The sequence below is a fragment of the Micromonospora sp. NPDC047730 genome (assembly GCF_043204765.1).
GTDB lineage: Bacteria > Actinomycetota > Actinomycetes > Mycobacteriales > Micromonosporaceae > Micromonospora.
Map to the genome: position 1 here is coordinate 125,737 of NZ_JBIDCU010000014.1, position 25,324 is coordinate 151,060.

19 protein-coding genes are annotated in these 25,324 nt (G+C 73.7%); 10 read left to right on the forward strand and 9 right to left on the reverse strand.

The annotated features are described in order from the left end of the window. The first annotated feature begins 5 nt into the window (after positions 1-5). Positions 6-848 (forward strand): hypothetical protein, encoded by an 843-nt coding sequence (locus ACGF5G_RS26960; RefSeq protein ID WP_393267620.1) that lies wholly within the window; start codon positions 6-8, stop codon positions 846-848. Next, complete coding sequence (locus ACGF5G_RS26965; protein WP_393267623.1) at positions 838-2,736, forward strand: class I SAM-dependent methyltransferase; 1,899 nt, start codon at positions 838-840, stop codon at positions 2,734-2,736. The genes ACGF5G_RS26960 and ACGF5G_RS26965 overlap by 11 nt, the downstream gene beginning before the upstream one ends. Before the next feature lie 13 nt (positions 2,737-2,749). Here ACGF5G_RS26965 and ACGF5G_RS26970 read toward each other — a convergent pair whose 3' ends face one another. Then, positions 2,750-4,036: an RNA-guided endonuclease InsQ/TnpB family protein gene (locus ACGF5G_RS26970; RefSeq protein WP_393267626.1), complete on the reverse strand. Its 1,287-nt coding sequence runs from the start codon at positions 4,034-4,036 to the stop codon at positions 2,750-2,752. 111 nt (positions 4,037-4,147) lie between these two features. On the opposite strand from ACGF5G_RS26970, the gene ACGF5G_RS26975 reads away from it, so the two are divergent. Together ACGF5G_RS26975 and ACGF5G_RS26980 are read left to right on the forward strand one after the other, a co-directional pair. Continuing rightward, positions 4,148-4,870 (forward strand): cytidylyltransferase domain-containing protein, encoded by a 723-nt coding sequence (locus ACGF5G_RS26975; RefSeq protein ID WP_393267766.1) that lies wholly within the window; start codon positions 4,148-4,150, stop codon positions 4,868-4,870. After that, positions 4,867-5,919, forward strand: coding sequence for a PseG/SpsG family protein (locus tag ACGF5G_RS26980; RefSeq protein ID WP_393267769.1), 1,053 nt, complete (start codon positions 4,867-4,869; stop codon positions 5,917-5,919). The genes ACGF5G_RS26975 and ACGF5G_RS26980 overlap by 4 nt, the downstream gene beginning before the upstream one ends. A gap of 31 nt (positions 5,920-5,950) precedes the next feature. Here the strand turns inward: ACGF5G_RS26980 and ACGF5G_RS26985 are convergent, their stop codons facing one another. Further along, positions 5,951-6,124 carry a hypothetical protein gene (locus tag ACGF5G_RS26985; RefSeq protein ID WP_393267629.1) on the reverse strand — a complete coding sequence of 58 codons (174 nt, stop codon included), beginning with the start codon at positions 6,122-6,124 and terminating at the stop codon, positions 5,951-5,953. Between the two features lie 211 nt (positions 6,125-6,335). After that, positions 6,336-6,533, reverse strand: coding sequence for a hypothetical protein (locus tag ACGF5G_RS26990; protein WP_393267631.1), 198 nt, complete (start codon positions 6,531-6,533; stop codon positions 6,336-6,338). A 263-nt stretch (positions 6,534-6,796) separates the two neighbouring features. Between ACGF5G_RS26990 and ACGF5G_RS26995 the strand changes: the two genes are divergently transcribed. Beyond that, positions 6,797-8,218: a helix-turn-helix domain-containing protein gene (locus tag ACGF5G_RS26995; RefSeq protein WP_393267633.1), complete on the forward strand. Its 1,422-nt coding sequence runs from the start codon at positions 6,797-6,799 to the stop codon at positions 8,216-8,218. On the opposite strand, the gene ACGF5G_RS27000 is transcribed toward ACGF5G_RS26995, so the two are convergent. From ACGF5G_RS27000 to ACGF5G_RS27010, 3 genes are all read right to left on the reverse strand, one after another. Further along, positions 8,219-8,785: an NUDIX hydrolase gene (locus ACGF5G_RS27000; RefSeq protein ID WP_393267636.1), complete on the reverse strand. Its 567-nt coding sequence runs from the start codon at positions 8,783-8,785 to the stop codon at positions 8,219-8,221. Between the two features lie 114 nt (positions 8,786-8,899). After that, complete coding sequence (locus ACGF5G_RS27005) at positions 8,900-9,415, reverse strand: HAD domain-containing protein (protein WP_393267639.1); 516 nt, start codon at positions 9,413-9,415, stop codon at positions 8,900-8,902. A 63-nt stretch (positions 9,416-9,478) separates the two neighbouring features. Further along, positions 9,479-11,440 (reverse strand): hypothetical protein, encoded by a 1,962-nt coding sequence (locus tag ACGF5G_RS27010; RefSeq protein WP_393267641.1) that lies wholly within the window; start codon positions 11,438-11,440, stop codon positions 9,479-9,481. Positions 11,441-11,606: 166 nt separating this feature from the next. Between ACGF5G_RS27010 and ACGF5G_RS27015 the strand changes: the two genes are divergently transcribed. The 4 genes from ACGF5G_RS27015 to ACGF5G_RS27030 all read left to right on the forward strand — a co-directional run bounded on the left by ACGF5G_RS27015 (position 11,607) and on the right by ACGF5G_RS27030 (position 16,641). Then, complete coding sequence (locus ACGF5G_RS27015; RefSeq protein WP_393267644.1) at positions 11,607-12,242, forward strand: alpha-ketoglutarate-dependent dioxygenase AlkB; 636 nt, start codon at positions 11,607-11,609, stop codon at positions 12,240-12,242. 94 nt (positions 12,243-12,336) lie between these two features. Beyond that, the gene (locus ACGF5G_RS27020) at positions 12,337-13,926 is read left to right on the forward strand and encodes a glycosyltransferase family 39 protein (RefSeq protein WP_393267647.1); all 1,590 of its coding nucleotides are present in this window, start codon (positions 12,337-12,339) and stop codon (positions 13,924-13,926) included. Continuing rightward, on the forward strand, positions 13,868-15,091 hold the full coding sequence (locus ACGF5G_RS27025) for a glycosyltransferase family 2 protein (protein ID WP_393267650.1): 1,224 nt from the start codon (positions 13,868-13,870) through the stop codon (positions 15,089-15,091). Before ACGF5G_RS27020 ends, ACGF5G_RS27025 begins: the two co-directional genes overlap by 59 nt. A 203-nt stretch (positions 15,092-15,294) precedes the next feature. Continuing rightward, positions 15,295-16,641 carry a uracil-xanthine permease family protein gene (locus ACGF5G_RS27030; protein WP_393267653.1) on the forward strand — a complete coding sequence of 449 codons (1,347 nt, stop codon included), beginning with the start codon at positions 15,295-15,297 and terminating at the stop codon, positions 16,639-16,641. Between the two features lie 149 nt (positions 16,642-16,790). On the opposite strand, the gene ACGF5G_RS27035 is transcribed toward ACGF5G_RS27030, so the two are convergent. The 3 genes from ACGF5G_RS27035 to ACGF5G_RS27045 all read right to left on the reverse strand — a co-directional run bounded on the left by ACGF5G_RS27035 (position 16,791) and on the right by ACGF5G_RS27045 (position 23,737). Next, a complete protein-coding gene (locus ACGF5G_RS27035; protein ID WP_393267656.1) occupies positions 16,791-19,280 on the reverse strand; it encodes a DNA topoisomerase (ATP-hydrolyzing) subunit A in 2,490 nt (829 codons plus the stop codon). A gap of 38 nt (positions 19,281-19,318) precedes the next feature. Next, positions 19,319-21,376: a type IIA DNA topoisomerase subunit B gene (locus tag ACGF5G_RS27040; protein ID WP_393267658.1), complete on the reverse strand. Its 2,058-nt coding sequence runs from the start codon at positions 21,374-21,376 to the stop codon at positions 19,319-19,321. 210 nt (positions 21,377-21,586) lie between these two features. After that, positions 21,587-23,737, reverse strand: coding sequence for a hypothetical protein (locus tag ACGF5G_RS27045; protein WP_393267660.1), 2,151 nt, complete (start codon positions 23,735-23,737; stop codon positions 21,587-21,589). A 322-nt stretch (positions 23,738-24,059) separates the two neighbouring features. Here ACGF5G_RS27045 and ACGF5G_RS27050 point away from each other — a divergent pair, with 322 nt between their 5' ends. Continuing rightward, a complete protein-coding gene (locus tag ACGF5G_RS27050) occupies positions 24,060-25,319 on the forward strand; it encodes a hypothetical protein (protein WP_393267663.1) in 1,260 nt (419 codons plus the stop codon). Positions 25,320-25,324: the final 5 nt, after the last annotated feature.

The following is a 25,324-nucleotide window of genomic DNA, read 5'->3' on the forward strand; positions in this document are numbered from 1 at the left end:
ACCCGATGCACCACGCGAACCACTTCTACGGCCACGCCCACGTGCTGGCCCGCTACGCCGGGCTGGGCGACGGCCATCCGCCCCGGATCAACGGGTACGTCCAGCACGGCTGGAACATCGGCGACGGCCTCGCCCCCGGCCACCCGTACGCCGAGCGGACCCCGAGCCTGCTGTGGTCGGAGCAGACCCGACGGCGGGCCTGGTCGGTGGGGCGGCGCAACGTGACCGTCATCGGGGCGCCCTTCGCGTACCTGCTGGCCATGCGACCGGAGGACCCGCCGGAGTCGGAGCGGGAGGGCACCATCTGGTACCCGTTCCACGGCTGGGAGGGTCAGCACGTGCGGGGCGACCACCGGGAGCTGATCGCCCGCATCCGGGACACCGAGCCCGGCCCGGTCACCGTCTGCCTCTACTGGCACGAGTACGGCATGCGCCGCGTGCGCCGGCTCTACGAGAACGCCGGCTTCCGGGTGATCTGCCACGGCTACCGCGGCCACTGGTGGAAGGACACCGACCCGCTCTTCCTCGACAAGCAGCTCACCGAGCTGCGCCGGCACCGGCGGGTGGCGTCGAACCGGCTGACCAGCGCCATCTTCTACGGCATCGCCGCCGGCTGCGAGCCGGCCGTGTACGGCGACCCGATGGTGCTCGCGGACGAGGACCCCACCTTCGGCGGCACCGCCCGGATCCGCCGCCAGTGGCCGGAGCTGCACGGCGAACAGGTGGACCTGTCCACTGCCGTCTCGATCGCCCGCGCCGAGCTGGGCACCGACCACCGCTGCACGCCGGCCGAGCTGCGCGAGCTGCTCGGGTGGGCGAACCTCCAGGAGGAGAAGAGTGACGACTGAGACGGCGCCGCGGATCGCGCTGCCGGGCGGAGAGATGCTGGCCTGGTCCGACCTGCCGGCGGAGCGCCTGGCCGAGGGCGGGCCGCTGGCGGCGCTGGCCGCCCACGTGGTGCCCGCCGGCGCGCGGGTGCTGCTGGCCGGGCCGCACGACCCCGCGCTGCTCGACCGGCTGGCCCACGCCGAGGTGACCTGCCTGCTGCGCAGCCACCCCGACGGGGTCGCCCTCGCCGAGCGCGCCGCGCAGGTCGTGGTGGCCGGCCCGGCCGGGCTGCCGGCGGGCGAGCGGTTCGACGTGGTGATCGCCGGCGCCGGCCTGGACGCGGTCGAGTCGGTGGAGGGGACGCGGCTCGGCTGGGCCGGCGTGCTCGACCGGCTGACGGCGGCGCTGCGCCCCGGCGGCGTGCTGCTGCTACGCCTGGACAACCCGCTCGGCCTGCACCGGCTCGTCGCCACCTCTCCCTGGTACGCCGGGCGGGACGACTCCGCCTGGCTGATCGGCGGGGTGCTCGACGCGGACCGCCCGGCCAACCTGGAGCAGTTGCGCGGGCGGCTGGGCGCCCGGGGCCTGCGCGCGGACGCCTGCTTCGCCGCGTACCCGCACCCGACGGCGCCGACCGCGCTGGTCGACACGGGCGCCCTGGCTCGGCGGACCACGTCCGGGTTCCTCGACGCGGCGCTGCACGGCGCGTGTTCCCGCGTCGTCGCCCGGGGCACGGTGCTCCAGGACCCGGCCCGGCTCGCGGTCGACGCACTGCACGCCGGCCGGGCGGGCGAGCTGGCGCCGGCCTGGCTGGTGCTCGCCCACAAGTCCGACGCCCCGGCCGCCGCAGGCCCGGCGACCACGGACCCGGCCGGCGCGGTCCACGCCGGCGCGGACCCGGCCGCCGCAGGCCCGGCGACCGCGGACCCGGCCGCCCGGGGGCGCGCCGACCTGCCCGTGGCGCTGGTGCAGACCGGGCCGCCCGGGGCCGGCGTGGTCGAGGTGGTCGACGGCCCGGACGGCTGGCGGTGGCGGGCCGCCAGGGCGGAGACCCGGGGCGGGCCGGCGGCGGCGCCGTTCGCCAGCCGGCTGGCCGCGTACCGGGACCCGGGGGCGCTCACCGGGCCGGTGCCGGACGGGCGCCTGCTGCGCACCCTGCTGCTGGACGGCTGCCTGCGGCGGGACACGGACGCGCTGCGCCGGCTCCTGCGCGGGTACGCGCGCTGGCTCGCCGGGCAGGTCGACGCCGACGGCCGGCTCGCCGGCCCGTTCGGGCTGGCCAGCGTGGACAACGTCGTCGTGGCCGGGGACGCCTACGCGGTGCTCGACCCGAGCTGGCGGGCCGCCGAACCGCTCGCCGTGGACGTGGTGCTCGCCCGGAGCCTGTGGCGCTTCGCCGCCGAGCTGCTCACCGGCGGGTACGCCCACCCGTGGACGTCCACGCTGGACGTGGCGGGCCTGACCGTGGTGCTCGGCGGCGTCGCCGGCCACGACCTGGACCGGCCGACCGTCGCCGCGGCCGTGGAGGCCGAGGCGGCCATCGCCGCCGCCCTGCACGGGCTGGACGCCGACGGGCGCGTCGCCCTCGCCACCGAGCTGCGGGCCGTCGAGCCGACCGACCCACCGATCGGCAGTCGCAGCTACCAGCAGTTGCGGGAGGCGTGGCTGCGCCAGCGCGAGGAGCTGACCCGGCTGGCCGCGCTGCTCAAGTGGACCGAGGAACTGCTCACCTCGCGGGAGCGGGCGCTGCGCCGCGCCGACGCGACGATCCACCTGCTCAGCGGCTCGCTCAGCTACCGCGTGGGCCGGCTGGCCATCGCCCCGGCGCGGATCGCGAAGCGGGGCGCCCGGGCGGCCATGCGCCGGGCCCGACAGGCCCTCGCCCCGAAGCCGGAGGAGACGCATTGACATCCTCCCCCGCCTAAAGGCGAGGGATTCCCACCCTCACGGGTTGGGGTTCCTGGTTCACCGCAGACCGCACGGAAGGTTGCCCCTCGTGTCTGACGTCCGCTCCGCAGGCGTTTTGCGTCTCGACCAGCCCGGCCGCGACAGCGATGTTCTGGGCGGCGTTGACGTCCCGGTCATGCCGGGTGCCGCAACCCGGACACGACCAATGCCGTGTGCCGAGGGAAAGCTGGGCGAGCAGGTGCCCGCACACCGAACACGTCTTCGACGACGGAAACCAGCGATCCACGACAGCGAGGGTACGGCCGTCGCGGTGCGCCTTGTAGGCGAGCAAAGTGCGGAACTCAGCCCAACCGGTACGCGAGATGGATCTGGCCAGGCAGCGGTTGCGGACCATGTTCGCCACCGCCAGATCCTCCACCGCGATGGCGGCGAACCGGCGCACCAGGGCGGTCGACTGCTGATGGAGGAAGTCCCGACGGGCGTCGCGTACCCGCGAATGCGCCCGGGCCACCCGTTGCTTGGCTTTGGCGCGGTTGGCGGAGCCCTTCTGTCGGCGGGCCATCATCCGCTGATACCGCTTGAGTCGGCGTTCACGCCGCTCCATGTGTTTCGGGTGCGGGATGCGCTCGCCGGTGGACAACACCGCGAAGTCGCTCAGGCCGAGGTCCACACCCACCACCTCGCCCGTCGGTTCGGGTGCGGTGGGTGTCTCGACGTCGACGGCGAAGGTCACGAACCAGCGGCCGTCCGGGTCACGCGACACCGTCACCATCGTCGGATCCAGCCCCGCCACGTCCACGTCCGGCCACGACCACACGAACCGCAGCGCACCGGGCGTCTTTCCCAGCGTCAGGTTCCCGCCACGCATGCGGAACGCCGACCGAGTGTAGGAGGCGGACTGACGGCCGTGCCGGGACTTGTAGCGCGGGTACCGGGCTCGTTTCTGGAAGAAGGCGGTCATGGCGGTGTGCTGGTGGCGCACGGTCTGCTGCAACGGCACCGACGACACCTCACCCAGAAACGCCAGATCGGGCTGCTTCTTCATCTCCGTCAACGCCCGATCCGTCTCCGCGTACGAGGTGGATCTGCCCTCAGCGTGGTAACGAGCATGGCGGGCCGCGAGGGTGCGGTTCCAGACGACACGTACACACCCGAACGTGCGGTTCAGCACCGCCGCCTGCTCCAGGGTCGGGTACGCCCGACACCTGTACGCCGTCCGCACACGACCAGTCATACCAGAAAGGACGGACATGGTTGACAACGCGTCGGCCGTTCCTCCCCGCCCTGAAGGACGGGGCATCCTGGCGGTGATCCGGTGAGCGACGCACCGGCCGCCGGCATCCCGGCGGCGCCCGGCCCCACCGGCACCGCCTCCCCGTCGACGGCGGGCGAGACCGGGGCCGGCCCGCGGATCGTGGGCGTCGTGCAGGCCCGGATGGGCTCGTCCCGGCTGCCCGGCAAGGTGCTCCGGCCGCTCGCCGGGCGCAGCGTCCTCGGTCGGGTGGTGCGGGCCGCGCGGGAGAGCGCCGTCCTCGCCGACCTGGTGGTCGCCACCAGCACCGAGCCCGCCGACGACGCGGTGGTGGCCGAGTGCGACCGGCTGGGCGTGGCGTGGCACCGGGGCCCCGTAGACGACGTGCTCACCCGCTTCGTCGGCGCGCTGGACGCCCACCCCGGCGACGCGGTGATGCGCTTCACCGCCGACTGCCCGCTGCTCGACCCCGAGATCATCACGCTGGTCGCGGCGGTCTGGCGCGCGGTGCCCGGGCTCGACTACGCCAGCACGTCCATCGCCCGCACCCTCCCCCGGGGCCTGGACGTCGAGATCGTCCGGGCGGACACGCTGCGGACGCTGGACCGACTCGCCACCGACCACCACCGGGTGCACGTGACCTCGTACGCGTACTCTCGCCCGGAGCTGTTCCGGGTGCTCGGGGTGACGCTCACCCCGGACCGCTCGGACCTGCGGCTCACGCTCGACACCGAGGCCGACTGGACCCTGGTGCGGGCGGTGACCGACCATTTCGGGGACGTCAGCGTGCCGCTGGCCAAGCTCGCCGACTGGCTCGACGGGCAACCGGCGCTGCGCGCCGTCAACGCCGGCGTACGACAGAAGCGGCTGGAGGAGTCCTGAGCACCGTACGCGTCGGACTGCGCTGCGACGCCGGGCCGCGGCGCGGCGTCGGGCACCTGGTCCGCTGCCTCGCCCTCGGCGAGGAGTTCCTCGCCCGGGGGGCCTCGGTCGAGGTGTTCGGCACCGTCGAACGGGTCGGCTGGGCGGGCGCCCAACTGGCCGCCCGCGGCATCCCGCTGCACCCCGGCCCGGAGACCCCGCAGGAGTTGGTGGCGACCGCGCGCCGGCACGCGCTGGACGTCATGGTGCTCGACTCCTACGAACTGGACCCGGCCGGCGCGGGCGCGTTGCGCGCGGCGGGCGTGCTGACCCTGGCCGTCGTCGACGGCGACACCCGGGGGCAGGACGCCGACCTCTACCTGGACCAGAACTTCGGCGCGGCGACCGTCGCGCCGGCCGGGCGGCTGCTCGCCGGCACCGCGTACGCCCTGCTGCGGGACTCGGTCGTGGCCGCCCGGCCGCCGGCGCCCCGGCCCGCGACGGCGGTGGGGCGGCCCCGGGTGCTGGCGTTCTTCGGCGGCACCGACGCGGTCGGCGCGGCCCCGGTGCTGACCCGGGTGCTGCTCGCCACCGGGCACCCGATGGACCTCACCGTCGTGGTCGGCCGGCCCGAGGTGGAGGCGGAACTGGCGGCGGTGCCGCCGGGGCGGGGGCAGTCGCTGCGCCCGGTGCCGCCCACCGACGAGTTGCCCGCGCTGATCGGCGCGGCGGACCTGGTGGTGAGCGCGGCCGGCACGTCGACGTGGGAGCTGTGCTGCCTCGGCGCGCCGTCCGCGCTGGTCTGCGTGGTGGACAACCAGCGGGAGTCGTACCAGCGGGTGGTCGCGCACGGTCTCGTCGCCGGCCTCGGCGAGCTGCCCGAGCTGGCCGCCGCCGGGGTGCCGGGGCGGGCGGCGCGGGCCGCCGCCGCCCGGACCCTCACCGGGCTGCTCGCCTCCCCGGAGCGCCGCGCCGCACTCTCCGCCCGCGCCTGGTCCACCGTGGACGGCCTGGGCCGGGGCCGGGTGGCCGACGCGGTGCTGGCTTCCCTCGCCGCCACGCCGGCCTGATCCCGGAGGGGAGCCGCCGGCACTGCTGGGGTCAGACGAGGCGTTGGATGCGCACCCTGGGCTGCTCATTCCTCAGGTGGCCCAGCTTGTGCTGGCGGACCTGCTCGTCCCAGACCTCCTGGTCGTAGTCCGGGTCCGGCGGGATCCACCTGTGCGAGCCATCGCTGTAGTGGAACTTCTCGTCGCCGGGCCGCAGGATGCTCACCGGACCCAGCCGAGGAAGCGTCGGTGCAGGGTGCCGGCCGGAGCCCAGGTCAGATCCTCGGCGGCGCGGACGAACTGCGCACCCATGTACAGCGCCAGTGACATCGGTGCGTCCGCGAACTCCGCCTGTAGCTCGTGACGGCGGGTCCGGCAGGGCCAGGGCGCGCCGCACCCACCGCAGCTCCAGATCGGCAACACCGGGCCGTGGGTGGTCATCGTGGACCACCGAGCAGGGGTACGTAGTGCGCCCGCTTCTGAATCCACTGCTGTCGCTCTGGACAGGGGTGGAGCCGGCCGCACCGGCACAGGCCCAGCCCTACCTCGTCGTGATGGGTGAGGATCACGTCGGCGGCGTCGACCTGGGCCTGGGCGTACTCGATGAGGGCCTTCGAGCCGTGAGTGGCGCCCATCGTCACCCCGCCATGCGTCTGTGGTGGCGGGTGATGGTCTTCCCGCGACGGACGGGACGAGCGCCACAGCAGTCGTGGCGTGGCTCGATCGGCGGGCTTTCGGCGTCGAGGAACATGTCCGCGACGATCCCGCCGGCCGTGGCTCGGCAGCCATGTCAGCCGGCCATGTCACGGTGACATGAGCGGGCTCGACCTGCACGGACAGCGGCCCTAGGCTCCGGGCTGAGCACCATGGGTAGTCACGTGACGACGCTGGGGGCGCTGTGCTGCGCGATCACCTTCGGATTCCCGACGATCTCTGGTCGCACCAGGACATGCGCGCCGCATTGCAAGCCCGCGACATCGGCACCCTGTTCCGGCTGCTCGCCCGGCACACCGGGGCGAGCCAGACCCGCATCGGCGCCGCCGTCGGCCTCGAACAGGGCTACGTCAGCCGGATCATCGCCGGGCGGAAGGTGACCTCCATCGACGTGCTGGAGCGAATCGCCGACGGTTGCGGCATGCCCGACGAGGCCCGGATGACGCTCGGCCTCGCGCCCCGCCGACGTGCATGGCACCGGGACATGGCCGCCCGCCCCGACAGCCGGCAGAGTGACGTGCCGGTCAACCGGTCCTGGCGCGAGGACGTCCGCGCCGCCGTACAGCTATGGGAAGGCGACGTGAACCGTCGAGACATGCTCCGTCAGGCAGTGTTCAGCTCCGCCGGCTACACCCTGCCGGCCCTGCGCTGGTTCACCGCCCCCACCCCACAACCCGTCGCACAGGAAGGCCGCCGAACGGTCGGTCAACCCGACATCGACACCATCCGGGAGATGGCCACCACCTACCGGCGACTCGACAACCAGTACGGCGGCGGCCACGCCCGCGACACCGTTGCCCGCTACCTCACCCACGAGGTCACGCCCCTGGTGACCGAGGGCCGTTACGACCCGGCGACCGGCCGCAGGCTGCTCGCCGCCGTCGCCGAGCTGACCCAGCTCGCCGGCTGGCAGGCGTACGACATGGCCGAACACGGCATCGCCCAGCGCTACCTCACCCACGCCCTCGACCTTGCCCGCGCAGCCGACGACGCCGGCCTGGGTGCCGAGATCCTCGCCGCGATGAGTCACCAAGCCACCTACCTCGGCCACACCAGCACCGGCGTCGACCTCGCCCGGGCCGCCCGACAGACGGCACACCGCGCCGGCCTCACCGTGCTGACCGCCGAGGCACTGGTCATGGAAGCCCACGCCCACGCCGCAGCCCGCGACGAACGCGCCTGCGCCACCGCACTGCACCAGACAGAACAAGCCCTCGACCGAGCCGACCGCAGCAGCGACCCACAATGGCTCGGCTACTTCGACGAGGCGTACCTGTCCGCCAAGTTCGGCCACTGCTTCCACGCCCTCGGTCAGCACCACCAGGCCGAACGCTTCGCCGCCCGATCCCTGCAAATGGACGAACGCTACGTACGCGGCAAAGCCTTCAACCTCGCCCTTCTCGCCACCATCCACGCCCGCCACGGCGAGCCCGAACGCGCCGGCGCCATCGGAGCCGAAGCCCTCACCCTGACCTCGCAACTACGGTCAGCCCGGGCCATCCGCTACCTACGCGACCTGCAAGCCCAGCTCACGGCGCACCGCCGCCGGCCAGCCGTACGACACTTCATCACCCGCATCGACGCGGCCCTCGGCCAACGCCGCTGACTACAGCTCGCGCCGGGCCTTTCGCGCGACCAGCTCCAACACCGCGATCACCGTGCCGGCGCCCACGATCTCACCCCGCGACACCAGATCCCGCGCCTCCTCCAACGGAATCCACGCCACCCGCTCGGCCTCGTTGACATCCACGGGAGCGCCGATGTGCTCCGCGCCTCGGGCAAGGAACAGCAGGTTCTCCGCGTCCGCGGTCGCCACCCACGGCTGGAACGACAGCAACGGTTCCACGGCAGCCGGACGCCAACCGGTCTCCTCCTCGACCTCCCGGACCGCGCACTCCGCCGGCTGCTCCTCGTCATCGACGTAGCCACCGGGCAGCTCCCACACCCACCGGTCGAACACGAACCGATGCCGCCGCATCAGCAACAGACGCTCCTGCTCGTCGAGCACGGCGACCATCGCCGACCGGGGCGCCCGGATCACGTACTGCTCGAACCTGACACCGTCCGGCAGTTCCACCTCAGCGATGCTCAACCGCGCCCGCCGGCTGCCGTCCACAACCCGCTCGCCATGAATCGTCCACCTGGTCAACTCGGTAACCTGCTCCTCCGCCACCCGACCAGTATCCGGTTCTGTGCAGGTTGTCTGGCCGTCGTCCGTCCGGGTCCCGGCCTCGGGGCATTGACCGCACCTGTCCGACGTGGGTCTCCTCTTCCGGGCCAGTTGCTGTCAGCCCTGCTGTCGTCGCCTCGGGGAATCTGTCTGACTCGGCAAGCCCTGCGACCAGGCGAGCAGCCGGCGGACCACAGCCAGGCTCAGCCCCTCGGCAGGGTCGATGTCGACAAGGAGGGTGGGTGCCGCACGGGCTTCGGCCCATGCCCGCGCCTCCGTCGTCAGCGCGTCATCAATCCAGGCCACCGGACGTGAGCCGACGTACGCGGCCACGGCGGGCACCTTCTCGCGCGGTTCGAACGGGCCCGACGGAAGGCTGATGACCGGCAGTTGCGGAAGACGCAGTACCGGCGCGAGGAGCCGATTCGCTTCCGCCCCCCACCCGGTGGCCCACACCATCTCGAACCGTTCGCCCAGCTCTCGGAGCCAATCCGCGTGAGCTGGGCACAGCCGTACCGGAGCCTCCCCCGGAAAGAACTGGAACTCCTGGTAGCTGACCGGGCACTGGTCTCCCGCGAACGGATTCAGGACACCGTCGACGTCGAGCAGAAGCAACGGGAGGTCGCGCGCCACGGTCCTCAGGATACGGAGTCGGGCGTGCCGGTCAGCCTCAAGCGGTGCGAAAAAGCGGCGCCGTCAGGGCAGCAGTTCGAGGGTGACCCGGGAGCGCAGCTCCGGGCGCTCGGCCAGGAGCCGCTCGACGACCGCCGCGGCCTCCGGCCCGGTGGCGAGGAAGCGGATCGGCCGCCGTTCCTGCTCGACCAGGGCCGCCGAGCGGGCCGGCTCCGACAGGGGCAGGTTGTAGAACGCGGGCGCGGAGGCGCCGTGGGTGCCCTGGAGGGTGGCGAGGAAGAGCGTCTCCAGGTAGCCCTCCCGCCGGTGCTCGCTGACCACGACCGTGACCTCCCCGGGGCGGACCGGCGCGTGGGCCAGCGCGCGTACGGTCACGTCGGCCTGCCTCGGCCGGTCCAGCAGGCCGGACCACCAGGCCGCCGCCCAGGTGGTGCTGCGGGCGCCGAACGGCTGGGCGAAGATCCCGCCGCCGCGCGCCAGGCCGGCCGCCCCGGCCGTCGCCGCCACCAGCGACAACGCGATGAGCGACCGGGCGACCGGGCCGGACCGGCCGGGGTGCCGCCGCGCGCGCCACGGGGCCGGCCGCAGCAGGAACACCGCGCCCACCCCGACGAAGAGGACCACCAGCAGCAGGTGCAGGGTCTTGCCGTAGTAGTAGCGCGGGTCGGTGCCCTGCAGCGTGAACCAGAGGTAGAAGCCGGCCGCGAAGGCCAGCGCCGCGGCCAGGGCGCCCGCGTACCTGCGCCACACCGGCAGCCGCAGGCCGCCGGCGAGCAGCCCCGCGGCGACCACGCCGGTCAGCGCCAGGTAGGCGTCGTAGCGCGGGAAGACGCCGCCGCCGGTGGCGGCGTTGTCGACCTGGTCGGTGAAGAGCAGGCCCGCCGCGCTCGGCAGCGGCGTGAGCACGGCCGTGGCCAGGGCCACCGCGCCGGCCAGCCAGGGCCGCCGGCGCACCGCTCGCCGGTGCCGGACCAGCCAGGCCAGCACCAGCGCCCCGACCACCGGCAGGAACATCAGGTACGCGAACCCGACCCCGACGCAGAGCGCCCCGAGCAGGCAGAGCTGGGTGCCGGTGCGGGCCACCGGACGGCACACCAGCGCGACCAGGATCGCGGTCAGCGCCAGGCCGAGGCTCTCCCCCGGGTAGCCGTACACCACGAAGCGGGCCAGCTCCGAGCCCAGGGCGAGCGCGGTGACCGCGCCGGCCAGGGCGGCGGCGCGCAGCGGGTCGAGCAGGCGGCCGGCGATCCGCGCGGCGGCCCAGAGCACCGCGAGCACCAGCAGGGCGTACGCGGCCAGCGACCAGCCGAGGTAGTGGCCCAGGGTGCTCGTCGCCGAGCCGGGCTCGGTCGAGGAACGCAGGAAGCCGTCCAGCAGCGCGGCCGTCACGTGGAAGCCCTGTGGGTACCAGACCATCGCCTCGGGCGCGATTCGGGCCGCGCCGTCCGGGTCGCTGAACAGGTAGCCGCCGACCGCCCGGATGCCCTCCACGGCGGCCAGGTGCCGGCTGTTGTCCTCGCCCGTCATCGCGTACGCGAGCCGGCCGGCCAGGCCGTCGGCGCGCAGGTAGGGCCAGGCCAGGGCCAGGGTCGCCAGCGCCGCCGCAACGACCGGCGCCGCGTCGGCCGACGCCGGGCGGGGCAGGCGCGGCCGGACCCCGGTGACCAGGGCGAGGCCGAGCAGCGCGGTCAGCGCCGTGCCCGCCACCGGGACCGGGTGCAGGCCCCACGGCCAGACCGAGAAGAGCAGGGCGGCGGCGCAGAGCGCCCCGAGCAGCAGCGCCGTCGCCAGCACCAGCCGGTCCAGCAGGGTGCGCCCGACCCGCAGCAGCGCGGCCGTCAGCACGAGCACGAGCGGCGGGAGCACGGCGGCCACGCCCAGCGCGTACGCCAGCACCGGGACGACCCAGGCGGCGGCGAGCCAACCGACGACGGCTGCGGCTCGGCGGGCCGGGCGGACCGGGATCGCCTGCGGCGGGGCCGCCGGGCGCGGCGCCACCGGCACGCGGGTGGAACTGCTCTGCACTGGTCGTCTCCTCGGCGCGCGGCCCGCCCGGGCCCGGACGGAGCCGCCTCACGGTAGGGGCGGCCCGCCGACGCCGGGCGACGCCGACGTGTGCGCCAGGTGACGGGCGGGCGACGAGATCCCCCGCGTCGTACACCTGTGCCAACCGGGCCGGTACGCTGGGCGGATGACCGGGGCCGCCTACCAGCCGTCGATGCTGGACCTGACCGACGCGGGGCCGTCGCTGGGTCCGCTGGCCGGCCGGCTGCGCCGGCACCCGCTCACCCGGGGCGCGTGGGTCGACCACCTCCCCGGCTGGGTCGCCGGCTCCGACCAGGTCTTCGACACGCTGCTGCGGGACGTGCCGTGGCGGGCCGAGCGCCGCACGATGTACGACGCCGAGGTCGACGTGCCGCGGCTGCTGTGCTGGTATTCCGGCCACCGGCCGCTGCCACACCCGCTGCTCACGCGGGCGCGTGCCGCGCTCACCCGGCACTACGCCCCCGAGCTCGGCGAGCCCTTCGTCACCGCCGGCATGTGCCTCTACCGCTCCGGCCGGGACAGCGTCGCCTGGCACGGCGACACCCAGGGCCGCTCCGCGCACACCGACACGATGGTCGCCATCGTCTCGTTCGGCTCGCCGCGCACGCTGCTGCTGCGGCCCAGGGGCGGCGGCGACAGCCTGCGCTTTCCGCTCGGGCACGGCGACCTCGTGGTGATGGGCGGCTCCTGCCAGCGCACCTGGGAGCACGCGGTGCCGAAGACCGCCCGCCCCGTCGGGCCCCGGGTCAGCGTCCAGTTTCGACCCGCCGGCGTCGCCTGAGCCGCCCTCGGGTCCGGGTCGGTGGACCCCCCGTCACCGGTCACCGTGCTAGCTTGACCATTCAATCACTCTCCGCTGTCTCCTGGAGCTTTTCGTGCTCGTTGGACGCCCGGCCGCACGGCGGGTCGGCGCTCGTTCCCTCCCCGCACTGCTGCGTCGCCACGTCGGGCTCGTCGTCGTGCTCGCCGCCGGCCTCGCGCTGCGGATCACGACGATGGCGGCGTACCCGCCCGCGCTGTGGTTCCAGGGCGACTCCGGCACGTACCTCCGGCTCTCCGCACAGTGGCCGGACATGCCGGCCCGGTGGACGTACCCGTGGCTGCTCAGGGCCTTCGAGTGGACCGGCAGCGTCGCCTCCGTGGTGGCCGTCCAGCACCTCGCCGGGCTCGCCCTGGGCATCGCGGCCTACCTGCTGCTGCGCCGCCTGGGCGTCGGCCCCTGGCCGGCCACGCTCGCCGCGACGCCGATCCTGCTCGACGCCACCCAGCTCACGCTGGAGCAGTACCTGCTCACCGAGACGCTGTTCACCACCGCGCTGGCCGTCGCGGCGCTGCTGCTGGTCCGCCGGGAACGCCCCGGGACGCTCGCCGCCCTGGGCGCGGGCGTCGCCGTCGCACTGGGCATGGCGACCCGACCCACCGGCGTGGTCGCCCTCGGCGCCCTGCTGCTGTTCCTCCTCGTGCCGTGGCGCGGCTGGCGGGCCCCCGCCGCGTACCTGCTCGGCATCGTCGTGTTCTTCGGTGCCGCCTTCGCCGGCATCGGCACCGTCAAGGGCGCGCTGGGGCTGGAGGGCGGGAAGTTCCTCTACGGACGGACCGCGCAGATCGCCGACTGCGACCGGCTGGAACTGCGGCCGGGGCTGCGCAAGCTCTGCCCGACGCAGCCGCTGGACCAGCGCCCCGCCCGGCCCGACTGGTTCATCTGGAACCGGGACAGCCCCATCCGTAACGCCGAACGCCCCGAGGACCTCGACGAGTTCGCCCGGGAGGTGCTCCGCCAGCAGCCCGGCGACTACCTGGCCGCCGTGGCGTCGGACACCGCGCGCTACTTCTGGCCGACCCCCCTCGCGCCGACCGAGTCGTGCCTGGCCAACTGGTGGCGACCGCAGCTCGCGCCGACCGACTGGGCGGCCGACCACGACTGCGTGCCGCGCACCGCCAGCCCCGGCTACGAGTGGAGACCGGCGCCGTCGCGGGACGTCGAGCCGAACGCGGCCAGCCGCTTCCTGCACGGCTACGGCCGTTACGGCGTCACCCCGCCGCCGGTCCTGGCCGTCATGGTGCTGATCGCGCTGGTCGGGGCGGTGTGGCCGCGCCGGGGCCGGCTGCGGCTGAGCCTGATCGCCCTGCTGTACGTCGGCATCGGCCTCGGGATCATGGTCTTCTCGGTGGCCACGTCGATGTTCGACCACCGCTACGGCCTGCCGGCCCTGGCGTTCCTCCCGATCGCCGCCGCTCTCGGCTGGCAGCGGCTGCGCTCGACACCCCGCCCGACGGATCGGTCCGCGCCGGCCGACGGCGATCCGGTCGGACGCCCGCCGGCCGACGGCGATCCGGTCGGGCTCATCTCGGCTGACGGCGAGCCGGACCGGCTCGCGCCCACCACGGCAGAAAGCAACGGGGAGCATGACGAACGAACCGGAGATCGAGGTCACGGTGCTGCTGCCGTGCCTCAACGAGGCTGAGACGCTGGAGGTCTGCGTCCGCAAGGCGCTGCGCTCGCTGCGGGAGTGTGGGGTCGTCGGGGAGGTGCTGGTCTCCGACAACGGCTCCACCGACGGGTCCCAGGAGATCGCCGAGCGGGCCGGGGCCCGGGTGGCGCACGCCCCCATCCGCGGCTACGGCGGCGCCCTGCTCAACGGCATCGACCAGGCGCGCGGCCGGTACGTCATCATGGCCGACGCCGACGACTCGTACGCGCTGGCCGACCTCGGCCCGTTCGTCGAGGCGCTGCGCGCCGGTCACGACGTGGTGATGGGCAACCGGTTCAGGGGCGGCATCGCACCGGGCGCCATGCCGCCCCTGCACCGCTACCTGGGCAACCCGGTCCTGAGCTGGCTCGGCCGGCGGCTGTTCGGGCTGCGCGAGGTCCGGGACTTCCACTGCGGCATGCGCGGCTTCAACGCCGAGCGGATCCGCGCGCTCGGGCTGTGCATGCCGGGCATGGAGTTCGCCTCCGAGCTGGTGGTGCGCGCCGCGCTGGCCGGGTACGACATCGTCGAGGTGCCGACCACGCTGTCGCCGGACGGCCGGTCCCGCCCGCCGCACCTGCGGACCTGGCGGGACGGCTGGCGGCACCTGCGGTTCCTGCTGGTGTTCGCGCCGCGCAAGACCCTCGTCCGGCCGGGCGCCGCGCTGACCGCGCTCGGGCTGGCCGGCGTGGGGGCGCTCACCCCGGGCCCGCTGACCCTCGGCCCGGTCCGCCTCGACGTCAGCACGCTCGTGTACGCCTGCCTGATGGTGCTCGTCGGGGTGCAGCTCGTGCTCTTCGGTGGCCTCGCCGAGATCTACGGCCGGCAGGAGAGGCTCGTCCCGCAGCGCGCGTCCGACCGCTGGATCCGTCTGCTGCGGCTGGAGACCAGCGTCACCGTCGGCCTGCTGCTGCTCGTCGCCGGCGTCGCCGGCACCGTGGGGGCGGTCGCCTACTGGGGGCTGGACGGGTTCGGCGACCTGAACCCGCACGACACGCTGCGGGTGGTGCTCCCCTCGGCCACCGCGATCGCGCTCGGCGTGGTCGTGCTCTTCTCCGGCCTGGTGGGCAGCCTGCTCACGCTCCGCCCCACGCATCCGGCACCGGCGATCGTCCGCCAGTCCGGCCCCGACCACGACCGGATCCTCACCGGCAGCTGACTCCCGTCCCGGTCCCCCGTCCGCCGATCTTGCACCTCCTGCCCGGACAAAAACGCCATCGGCCGCATGACAGGGCATCAGGTGCGGGACCGACCGTGCCTGGTGGCCGGGGTGGCGGGCGGGGCGGGGCGGCGCTCTGCTAGAAACGACTCCTGGGTTTCGTCAGCGCCCCCGTCACCTCTTGACGACGCGAAGGGCGACCCATGACCAAGTCCTCCACCGAGCCGCGCTCCCGCTGGTCCGCCTGGGCGGTCCACGGCGACGGCCGGTCCGTCCGCCCCGGCGACGTGGTCCACCCCGACGAACGGCTGTCCTGGCCACGCACGCTCGGCGTCGGCGTGCAGCACGTCGTGGCCATGTTCGGCGCCACCTTCACGGTGCCGCTGATCACCGGTTTTCCGCCGGCCACCACCCTCTTCTTCTCCGGGCTCGGCACGCTGCTGTTCCTGCTGATCACCGGCAACCGGCTGCCCTCGTACCTCGGCTCGTCGTTCGCCTTCATCGCGCCGGTGCTGGCCGCGAAGGCCGGCGGGGACATCGGCCCGGCGCTGGGCGGCATCGTCGTGGCCGGCGTCGCGCTGGCCGGCGTCGGGCTGGTCGTGCAGCTCGCCGGGTCGCGCTGGATCGACGCGCTGATGCCGCCGGTCGTCACCGGGGCGATCGTCGCGCTGATCGGCCTGAACCTCGCCCCGGTCGCGTGGGACGGCGGCGGCAGCGGCACCGGGGTGAAGGCGCAGCCGCTGATCGCGGTGGTGACCCTGGCCGCGATCCTGCTCGCCACGGTCGCCTTCCGGGGCTTCCTGGCCCGACTGTCCATCCTGCTGGGTGTGCTGGTCGGCTGGCTGCTCGCCGCGGCGCTCGGCGACCTTGACCCGAAGGCGGTCGACGGGCTGCGGGACGCCGCGTGGGTCGGCCTGCCGGAGTTCCACGCGCCGAGCTTCAGCCTGCGCGCGGTGGTGCTGGTGATCCCGGTGATCCTGGTGCTGATCGCCGAGAACGCCGGCCACGTCAAGGCGGTCGCCGCGATGACCGGCCGCAACCTGGACCGGGACATGGGCCGGGCGTTCCTGGGCGACGGGCTGGCCACCGTGCTCGCCGGCTCCGCCGGCGGCTCCGGCACCACCACGTACGCGGAGAACATCGGCGTGATGGCCGCGACCCGGGTCTACTCCACCGCCGCGTACTGGGTGGCCGGCGTGGCGGCGGTGTTGCTGGGGCTCAGCCCGAAGTTCGGCGCGCTGATCCTCACCGTGCCGGCCGGCGTGCTCGGCGGCGCCACCACCGCCCTCTACGGCCTCATCGCGATCCTCGGCGCCCGGATCTGGATCGAGAACCGGGTGGACTTCCACGACCCGGTGAACCTGATGACGGCGGCGGTCGCCGTGATCGTCGGCGCCGCCAACTACACCCTCACCGCCGGCGACCTCCCCTTCAACGGCATCGCCCTGGGCACCGCCGCCGCCCTGGTCGTCCACCACGGCATGCGCCTGGTGGCCCGCCTCCGCGGCACCACCCCCACCCCCCGCCAAACCCCCGAACCCGAACTCTGACCCCGGGCCGGAGCCCGTTGATCATGAAGTTGTTGTCCTCGACACCGGCGTGTCGCGCAACAACTTCATGATCAACGCGGGGAGTAGGCGGGTGGGGGGACGGGCGAGGGGCGGCTGCGTCAGCAGCCGTCCCTCGCCCGGCCGGGGGGTCAGTCGCGTTCTACCTGGTGGCCGACGACGGTGGGGCCGAGCATGACGGCGAAGCCGGAGCCGTCGCGGCGCGGGTCGGCCGCCGGCAGCTCCACCGGCTCACCGGTGGCGGTCGCGCCCACCGGACGCGACCCGACCCAGGCGACCACCACGTCGGTCTCACCCTTGAGGAAGCGATGGGCGCGCACCCCGCCGGTCGCCCGCCCCTTCGCCGGGTACGCCTGGAACGGCGTCACCTTCACCGTGGCTCCCGTGGAGGTGACCACCATCGGCTCGCCGTTACCCGGGTCGTCGGTGCGGACCGCGCCGAAGAAGACCACCCGGGCGCCGGCCGGCAGGTTGATGCCCGCCATGCCGCCGCCCTTGACGCCCTGCGGACGGACCAGCCCGGCGGGGAAGCGCAGCAGCGACGCCTCCGAGGTGACGAAGGTGAGCGTCTCCGCCCCGTCGGTGAGCCAGGTCGCCCCGACCACCTCGTCGCCCTCGCGCAGGCCGATCACCTCGAACTCGTCGGAGCGGACGGGCCACTCCGGCGCGCAGACCTTGACCACGCCCTGCCGGGTGCCCAGCGCCAGCCCCGGTGAGCCCTCGGCCGTCGGCCCCAGCGGTGCCAGCCCGACCACCGTCTCCCCCGGCTCCAGCGGCACCAGCTCGGCGGCCGCCATCCCGCCGCGCAGCGACACCGTCCCGGCCTGCTCGGGCAGCACCGGCAGCGGCAGCACGTCGACCTTGAACGCGCGGCCGGCGCTGGTCACCAGCAACACCCGACCCCGCGCGGTGGAGTGGACGATGGCGCGTACGGCGTCGTGCTTGACGCGGCCGTGCCGCCGGCGCCCCTCGGACGCCTCCTCCGACTCCGCCGCGGTCCGGGCGACCAGCCCGGTCGCGGACAGGATCACCTGGCACGGGTCGTCGGCGACCTCCAGCGGGCCGGCCGGCACGGAGGCCGCCAGCACCTCCTTGAGGTCGCCGTCGACCAGCGTGGTGCGGCGCGGGGCACCGAACTGCTTCACCACCGCCGCCAGCTCGTCCGAGACGACCTTCTTCAGCACCTTCGGGTCGTCGAGGATCGTGGAGAGCTGGGCGATCTCCGTGCGGAGCTTCTCCTGCTCGGCCTCCAGCTCGATCCGGTCGTACTTGGTCAGGCGGCGAAGCGGAGTGTCCAGGATGTAGGTGGCCTGGATCTCGGAGAGCCTGAACTTCTGCATCAGGCCGTCCTTGGCGGCCTGGGCGTCCTCGCTGGCCCGGATCAGCTTGACCACCTTGTCGATGTCGAGCAGGGCGATCAGCAGACCGTCGACCAGGTGCAGCCGCTCCTCGCGCTTGCGGCGGCGGTAGGAGCTGCGCCGGGTCACCACCTCGTACCGGTGGGCCAGGAAGACCTCCAGCAGCGCCTTCAACCCGAGGGTCTGCGGCTGCCCGTCGACCAGCACCAGGTTGTTGACGCCGAACGACTGCTCCAGCGGGGTGAGCCGGTAGAGGTCGGCAAGCAGGGCCTGCGGGTTGACCCCGACCTTGCACTCGATGACCAGCCGGGTGCCGCTCTCCCGGTCGGTGAGGTCCTTGACGTCGGCGATGCCGGTGAGCCGCTTGGTCTTGTTGACCTCGTTGGTGATCGCGGCGATGACCTTCTCCGCGCCGACGCCGTACGGCAGCTCGACGACCGTGATCGCCTGCCGGCCCCGGCTGCCCTCCAGCGGGCCGATCTCCACCCGGCCCCGCATGCGGACCACGCCGCGCCCGGTCTCGTAGGCACGGCGCACCTCGTCGAGCCCGAGCAGCAGGCCACCGGTGGGCAGGTCGGGCCCGGGGACGAACTCCATGAGCTTGTCCAGCGTGGCGTCTGGGTGGTTGATCAGCCAGCGGGCGGCGGAGACCACCTCGCCGAGGTTGTGCGGGATCATGTTCGTCGCCATGCCGACCGCGATCCCCGACGCGCCGTTGACCAGCAGGTTGGGGAAAGCCGCCGGCAGCACGGTGGGCTGGGTCAGGGAGCCGTCGTAGTTGGGCTCCACGTCGACCGTGTCCTCGCCCAGCTCGCCGACGAGCAGCATGGCCTCCCGCGACATCCGGGCCTCGGTGTAGCGCGCCGCCGCCGGCCCGTCGTCCGGGCTGCCGAAGTTGCCGTGCCCGTCGATGAGCGGGGCGTTGAGCGAGAAGTCCTGGGCGAGCCGGACCATCGCGTCGTAGATCGCGGTGTCGCCGTGCGGGTGGTACTTACCCATCACGTCGCCGACGATCCGGGCGGACTTCACGTGCCCCCGGTCGGGGCGGTGCCCCTGCTCGTACATCGACCAGAGGATGCGCCGGTGCACCGGCTTGAGGCCGTCGCGGGCGTCGGGGAGGGCCCGCGAGTGGATCACCGAGAAGGCGTACTCCAGGTAGGAGTCGGAGACCTCGGTGACCAGCGGGTTGTCGAAGACCCGCGCGCCGGCCTGGTCGAAGGCGGACAGGTCCACCTTGGCGCGGTCGTCCTTGCGGCGTGCCATCGGTCAGCTCTCTTCCGGACGGGTGGTGGCGGGCCTGGTCATGCGTCGATCGCCTCGCGGTCGACCCGGTCGGCGGAGTCGATCAGCCAGTTGCGGCGCGGCTCGACCTTCTCCCCCATCAGCAGCTCGAGGATCCGCTCGGCGGCGTCGACGTCGTCGAGGGTGATCCGGCGGACCGCCCGGGTGGCCGGGTTCATCGTGGTCTCCCACAGCTCGTCGGCGTCCATCTCGCCGAGACCCTTGAAGCGCTGGATCGGGGTGACGATCTGCTTGCCGGCCTTCTCCAGCTTGCGGACGGTCGCCTCCATCTCGGCCTGGGTGTAGGTGTAGATCGTCTGCGGGTTGCGCCCCTTGGTGGTGATCTTGTGCAGGGGCGGCATGGCCGCGTAGAGCCGGCCGGCCTCGATCAGCGGCCGCATGTAGCGGGCGAAGAGCGTGATCAGCAGGGTGCGGATGTGCGCGCCGTCCACGTCGGCGTCCGCCATGATCAGCACCCGGCCGTACCGCAGGGCCGACAGGTCGAAGGTGCGGCCCGAGCCGGCGCCGAGCACCTGCACGATGGCGGCGCACTCGGCGTTGTCGAGCACCTGCTGGAGGTTGGCCTTCTGCACGTTGAGGATCTTGCCTCGGATCGGAAGAAGCGCCTGGTATTCGGCAGATCGAGCAAGTCGACCTGTCCCGAGGGCGCTGTCGCCCTCCACGATGAACAGCTCGCTGCGCTCGATGCCCGCCGCGCGGCAGTCGACCAGCTTGGCCGGCATCGACGCGCCCTCCAGGGCGGTCTTGCGCCGGGCGGCGTCCTTCTGCTGCTTCTGGGTCAGCCGCACCCGGGCCGCATCGACGATCTTCTGCAGGACCGTACGCGCCTCGGCCTTGGTCCTCCGGTCCTCCAGCCAGGACTTCAGGTGCTGCTCGACCAGCGACTGCATCACCTTGGTGATGCCGGCGGTGGAGAGCTCGTCCTTGGTCTGCGAGGTGAACTGCGGCTCCGGGATCCGGACGTGGACGACCGCCGTCATGCCCTCCAGGACGTCGTCCAGGGTGGGCGGGTCCTCCTTGGCCTTCAGCAGGCCACGGGTGTTGCGGACGGCGTCGGCGAGGGTGCGCGCCAGGGCCCGCTCGAAGCCCTTGCGGTGGGTGCCGCCGTGGGCGTTGCGGATGGTGTTGGTGAAGCACTCGACGGTGCGCTCGTAGCCGGTGCCCCAGCGGAAGGCCACCTCGACCTCGGCCCGCCGCTGCACGTTGGACTGCATGACCCCGTTGGCGTCGGCGGCGTTCTCCCGGTAGGTGCCCTCGCCGGTGACCAGCAGCGTGCCGGAGACCGGCCGGTCGCCGGCCGGGGCGAGGAACTCCACCATGTCGGTCAGGCCGTTGGGGTAGTGGAAGCGCTCCTCGGTCGGCTCCTCGCCGGTGTGGTCGCGCAGCGTGTAGCTCACGCCGGGGACCAGGAAGGCCGTGTTGCGCAGCTTCATCCGGACGGCGTCCGCATCCAACGCGGCGCCGGTCTCGAAGTAGCGCGCGTCGTGCCACCAGCGGATCGAGGTGCCGCTGCGCTGGCCGCGCTTCATCGCGCCGACGATCTGGAGCCCGGGGCCCGGGGTGAAGGCCGCCTCGGGGCCGTCGCCGTCGAAGATCCCCGGCACGCCGTGCCGGAACGACATCGCGTGGATCTTGCCGCCCCGGCGGACCGTGACGTCGAACCGGCGGGACAGGGCGTTGACCGCCGAGGCGCCCACGCCGTGCAGGCCGCCGGAGGTCTTGTAGCCGGAGCCGCCGAACTTGCCGCCGGCGTGCAGCCGGGTCAGCACCAGCTCGACGCCGGAGATGCCGGACTTGGCGTGCACGTCGGTGGGGATGCCCCGCCCGTCGTCGTCGACCTGGACAGAGCCGTCGGCGTGCAGCGTCACCTCGACCTTCGAGGCGTGGCCGGCGACGCCCTCGTCGGTGGAGTTGTCGAGGATCTCGTTGACGAGGTGACCCACGCCACGGCTGTCGGTGGAGCCGATGTACATGCCGGGCCGCTTGCGGACGGCGTCCAGCCCCTCGAGGTGCGTGAGGTCGTCGGCCCCGTACAGGGTCTCAGGCTCTGCGGTCAACTGGTCGTACTCCCAGGTCTCGGCGGTGTGGTGCCGCGTCCGACATCGGCGGTCGGCCGGCGCGCCGCAGCGAGCCTAACCGGGAGATGCGACAGGACGACGGCGCCCCGCAGCGAGGCCCGCACCACGTCGTGTGGTGCGGGCCTCGGCGGCGTCGTCGCGTGGTCTGTCCGGATCCGGCGCCCGGCGGCGCCGTGACCGGTTCGCGGGTCAGCCGGCCGCGGGCGGGTCCACCTGCACAACAAGGGAGCCGTACCCGACGTTCCCGGCACTGTCCACGGCCGCCACGTACAGAGTGTTCGTGCCGTACGCCGGGGTGGTCAGCGTCACGGAGACGGTCTTCCCCGGGTAGCCGAGAGTGGTGCCGGCCTCCGCCTCCTCGGTGGGCGGGCTGGTCCAGCCGTAGCGGAACATCACCACGTCGGGGTCGGGCGAGCGGAGCTTGTAGGTGTAGAACTGGCCGGGCGGGGCGGGGTTGGTGACCGGGTCGACGGTCACCGTCGGGGGCTGGTCGTCGACGGTGAACTCGCACCACGCCGACCAGGGGCTGAGCAGACCGTACGGCGCGGGGTCGGTGCTGCGGGCACGCCACGCGTACGCCTTGCCGCCGAGGACGCCGGTCACGGGCGCCGTGGTGGAGCGGGCGCCGGCGGTCACCGCCGAGCCGGCCGGCGGGGTCAGCCGCGGCGTGCTGCTGTCGTAGCTGCCCGAGGCCGGGATCTCCAGCAGCTCGTACGCGGTCTGCAGGATCTGGCCGGCGTCCCCGTCGGGGAAGACGGCCGACAGGGTCGGCGGGGTCGCGAGGGCGACCCGGTCGCCGGTGACGCAGGCCTGCCCGCCGACCTGGAGGCCGGTCGGCTGGCCGGGCAGCGAGTCGTAGTCGACCACCAGGCGGGCCTCCTCCGGGTAGAACTTCTTGTACCGGTTCTGGTCGCCCTCGCCGGTGCCGGCCGAGTCGCTGCACGCGCAGAAGCCGAACGTGATCGAGGTAGCGCCGGTGGCGGCCTGGGTCCGGATGGCCGCCGTGACGTTGCTCCCGGCGAAGTTCATGATGGCGTCAGGCTGCGGACTGGTGACGCTGGCGCACGCGCTGGCGCTGGCGCTGGCCCTGAGCGTGGTCAGCGTTGGCGCCCAAGCGGTGCGCGGGGTGGTCGCGATGGGCGCCGACTGGTACATGTAGGTCGGCGTGGCGAAGCAGCTCCAGGAGTGGTCCAGCTTCATCCGCACGTATGCCGACTGGATGTGCTTGCCGACCAGGGTGCTGGTCGGAAACTCGAAGTACGAGCGGTAGGTGCGGTTGCTGTCGGGGAGGAACCCGACGATGGCCCGGGTGGTGTCGCTGTTGGTGAAGTTGTCGCTGGTGGCGTACGCCCAGCGGGACGCGCCCGAGGACCAGGCCGGGTCGATGTAGACCGGGAAGCTGGCCCGCGCCGGGTCGAGCAGGCCCGGCGTGGGGCGCAGCACCAGGTCGCCGGCGGCGTCGATCGCGGTGGCGACCGGGGCCGTCCGGGCCCCCGCGCCGGGGCCTGCGGCGGAGGACTTCCCCGCGGCCGACCGGCCGGTGGCGGAGGTCGCGGTCGAGTCCCACATCTCGGCCGGCGCGCTGCGTGCCACCTCGGCCGCCCCGGCGAGCGCCCGCAGCGAGCCGTCGGCGTCGCGCCGGACCCGCACGTCGCCGCCGAGGTCGAAGCGGATCTCCCGCAGGGCCGGGTTCGCGGCCGCCTGCGGGGTCTTCACCGTGAGCACATGGGTGAAGCCGGTGTGGGTGGCCCGGAGCACCAGGTCCACCCCGGGCAGCACCTCGGGATAGGTGGCGGCGTCCCCGCTGACCACCGGCGCGGGCAACTCCCCCGGCCAGGCGAGGGTCAGGGACTTCCCACCGCTGGTCAGCGTGGTGGCCGGGCCGCGACCGCCGGCCGAGAACCGCACGTCGGCCGGGGAGACCGCCGGACGGAACCCGCCCGCGTCGCGGCGCAGGGTGAGGTCGACGTCGGCCCAGGACCCGTCGCTCTGACGCACCCGCTGCGGGACGGCGGCGGTCTCGGCGACGAAGCCGCCGGAGGGCTTGGCGAAGACCTGGGTCAACTCGGTGCGGGCGGAGAGGACCTCCACCCGCTGGCCGGTCCGCTCGGCCGCCGCGGCGGCCCGCGCGGCCTCGGTGGTGCCCGTACCGGCGGCGGCCGGCGGCGCGGCCGACACGGGCAGGGCCAGCACGGTGGCGCCGAGCGCCGCCGCGAGCCCGCCGGCCATCAGGCGGCGTACGGATCGTTTCTGGACCTGGACAGCGTGCATCGAGCGGCCGACGGCCACCGCAACCCCCGTGGAAGTAGAAAGCCGGACGCCGGAACTGTAGAGACGCACTTCGACCGGTGTCCATAGCCGTCACATCCTGTGAGTACAAGCGGGACATAGGCCCTCAGGACAGCCGCCGTACCGCCGGATGATCGACGTTCCGTCATGGCACCCGGTGGCCGCCGCGATGCGGTGTGGTCGACGCCGGGGGGCCGCCGCGATGCGGTGTGGTCGACGCCGGGGGGCCGCCGCCAGGTGGAAACGGACCGGTGCACTGGGGCGGGCGCGTCCCGCAACATTCCGCGCCGAGCCATTGACGTCCGTCGTGCAGAGGTGATGGGATCGCGACCGAGAGGATCTTTCACATTTCGATGTACAGATGGAGGACGTCATGTCCAGGTTCCGTCGTACGACTCTCGCGGCGGCGCTCGCCGTCGCCGCCGCCGCACTGTCGACCGCCGTCGGGCTGCCCGCCCCGGCCGCGGCGGCGCCACCCACCGCCGCGGTCGCCCTCGGCGACAGCTTCATCAGCGGCGAGGGCGCCGGCGCGTACACCCCCGTCGTCGACGTCACCGGGGTCGCCCAGGGCTTCCCGGGTTGGACCGCGCCCAACAGCAACGCGTTCTTCTGCCACCGTTCGGCGAACGCCTCGCTGCACCGGGCGAGCCTGCCGGGCATCCAGGACCGGTTCAACCTCGCGTGTTCCGGCGGGCAGCCGCACGACATCGCCACCGCCTCGTCGGCCCGAGCCGGCGGCCGGCAGGTGGCCGCCCAGCTCGACCAGCTCCGCGCGGTCGGCCAGACCCACGACATCGACCTGGTGCTGCTCGGCCTCGGCTCGAACAACAGCTCGTTCACCTTCGGCGACGTCGCCGAGAAGTGCGCCAACCGGTTCATCGCCGACGCCTGGACCGGCTGGTGGGAGTTCTGGGCCTACCTGGGCGGGCCGGTCGAGCAGGAGCCCTGCACGGACGCCGACCTGGCCACCGCCGCCCAGTGGAGCGCCGCGACCGCGGAGACCACCTCGGCCGTACGCCAGCTGCTCACCACGCTGCGCGAGATCGACGCCGACGGCCAGCACCGGATCGTCTTCCAGGACTACACCAACCCGCTGCCGTTCGACCTGGAGCCGAGTTTCCACAGCGAGGACAGCCGGGACGACACCCGGGACAAGTTCCGCGCGCTGGGTGCCGAGCGGTACGCGGCCGGCTGCCCGATCCACCGGGCCAGCCTGCTGCCGGGGCACCGCTTCTCGCAGGGCCTGGGCACCCTGGTGCGGTCCACCCGCGACGCCCTGGCCGCCGAGTTCCCCGGCGCGGACCTGGTCCACCTCAACGTGCAGCGGGCCTTCGACGGCGCCCGGCTCTGCGAGTCCGGGGCCAGCCCGACCGGGGCGCTGGCCACCCCGATCCGGCTCCAGGACAGCCCGCCGAACGGCGTCTTCGTCACCAGCCTCGCCGGCAAGGACAAGATCGCCATCCAGCGGATCGCGAACACCTGCGTGAGCTACTTCCAGACCTGCCAGGAGTCCTGGCACCCGAACGCCGCCGGCCACCAGGTGCTCGGGCAGTGCCTGACCGGCGCGGCCGCCACCGGCGCCCGCTCCGTGGCCTGCGTCCGCGCCGCCGACGGCTCCGTCACCGTGTCCTGACCGCG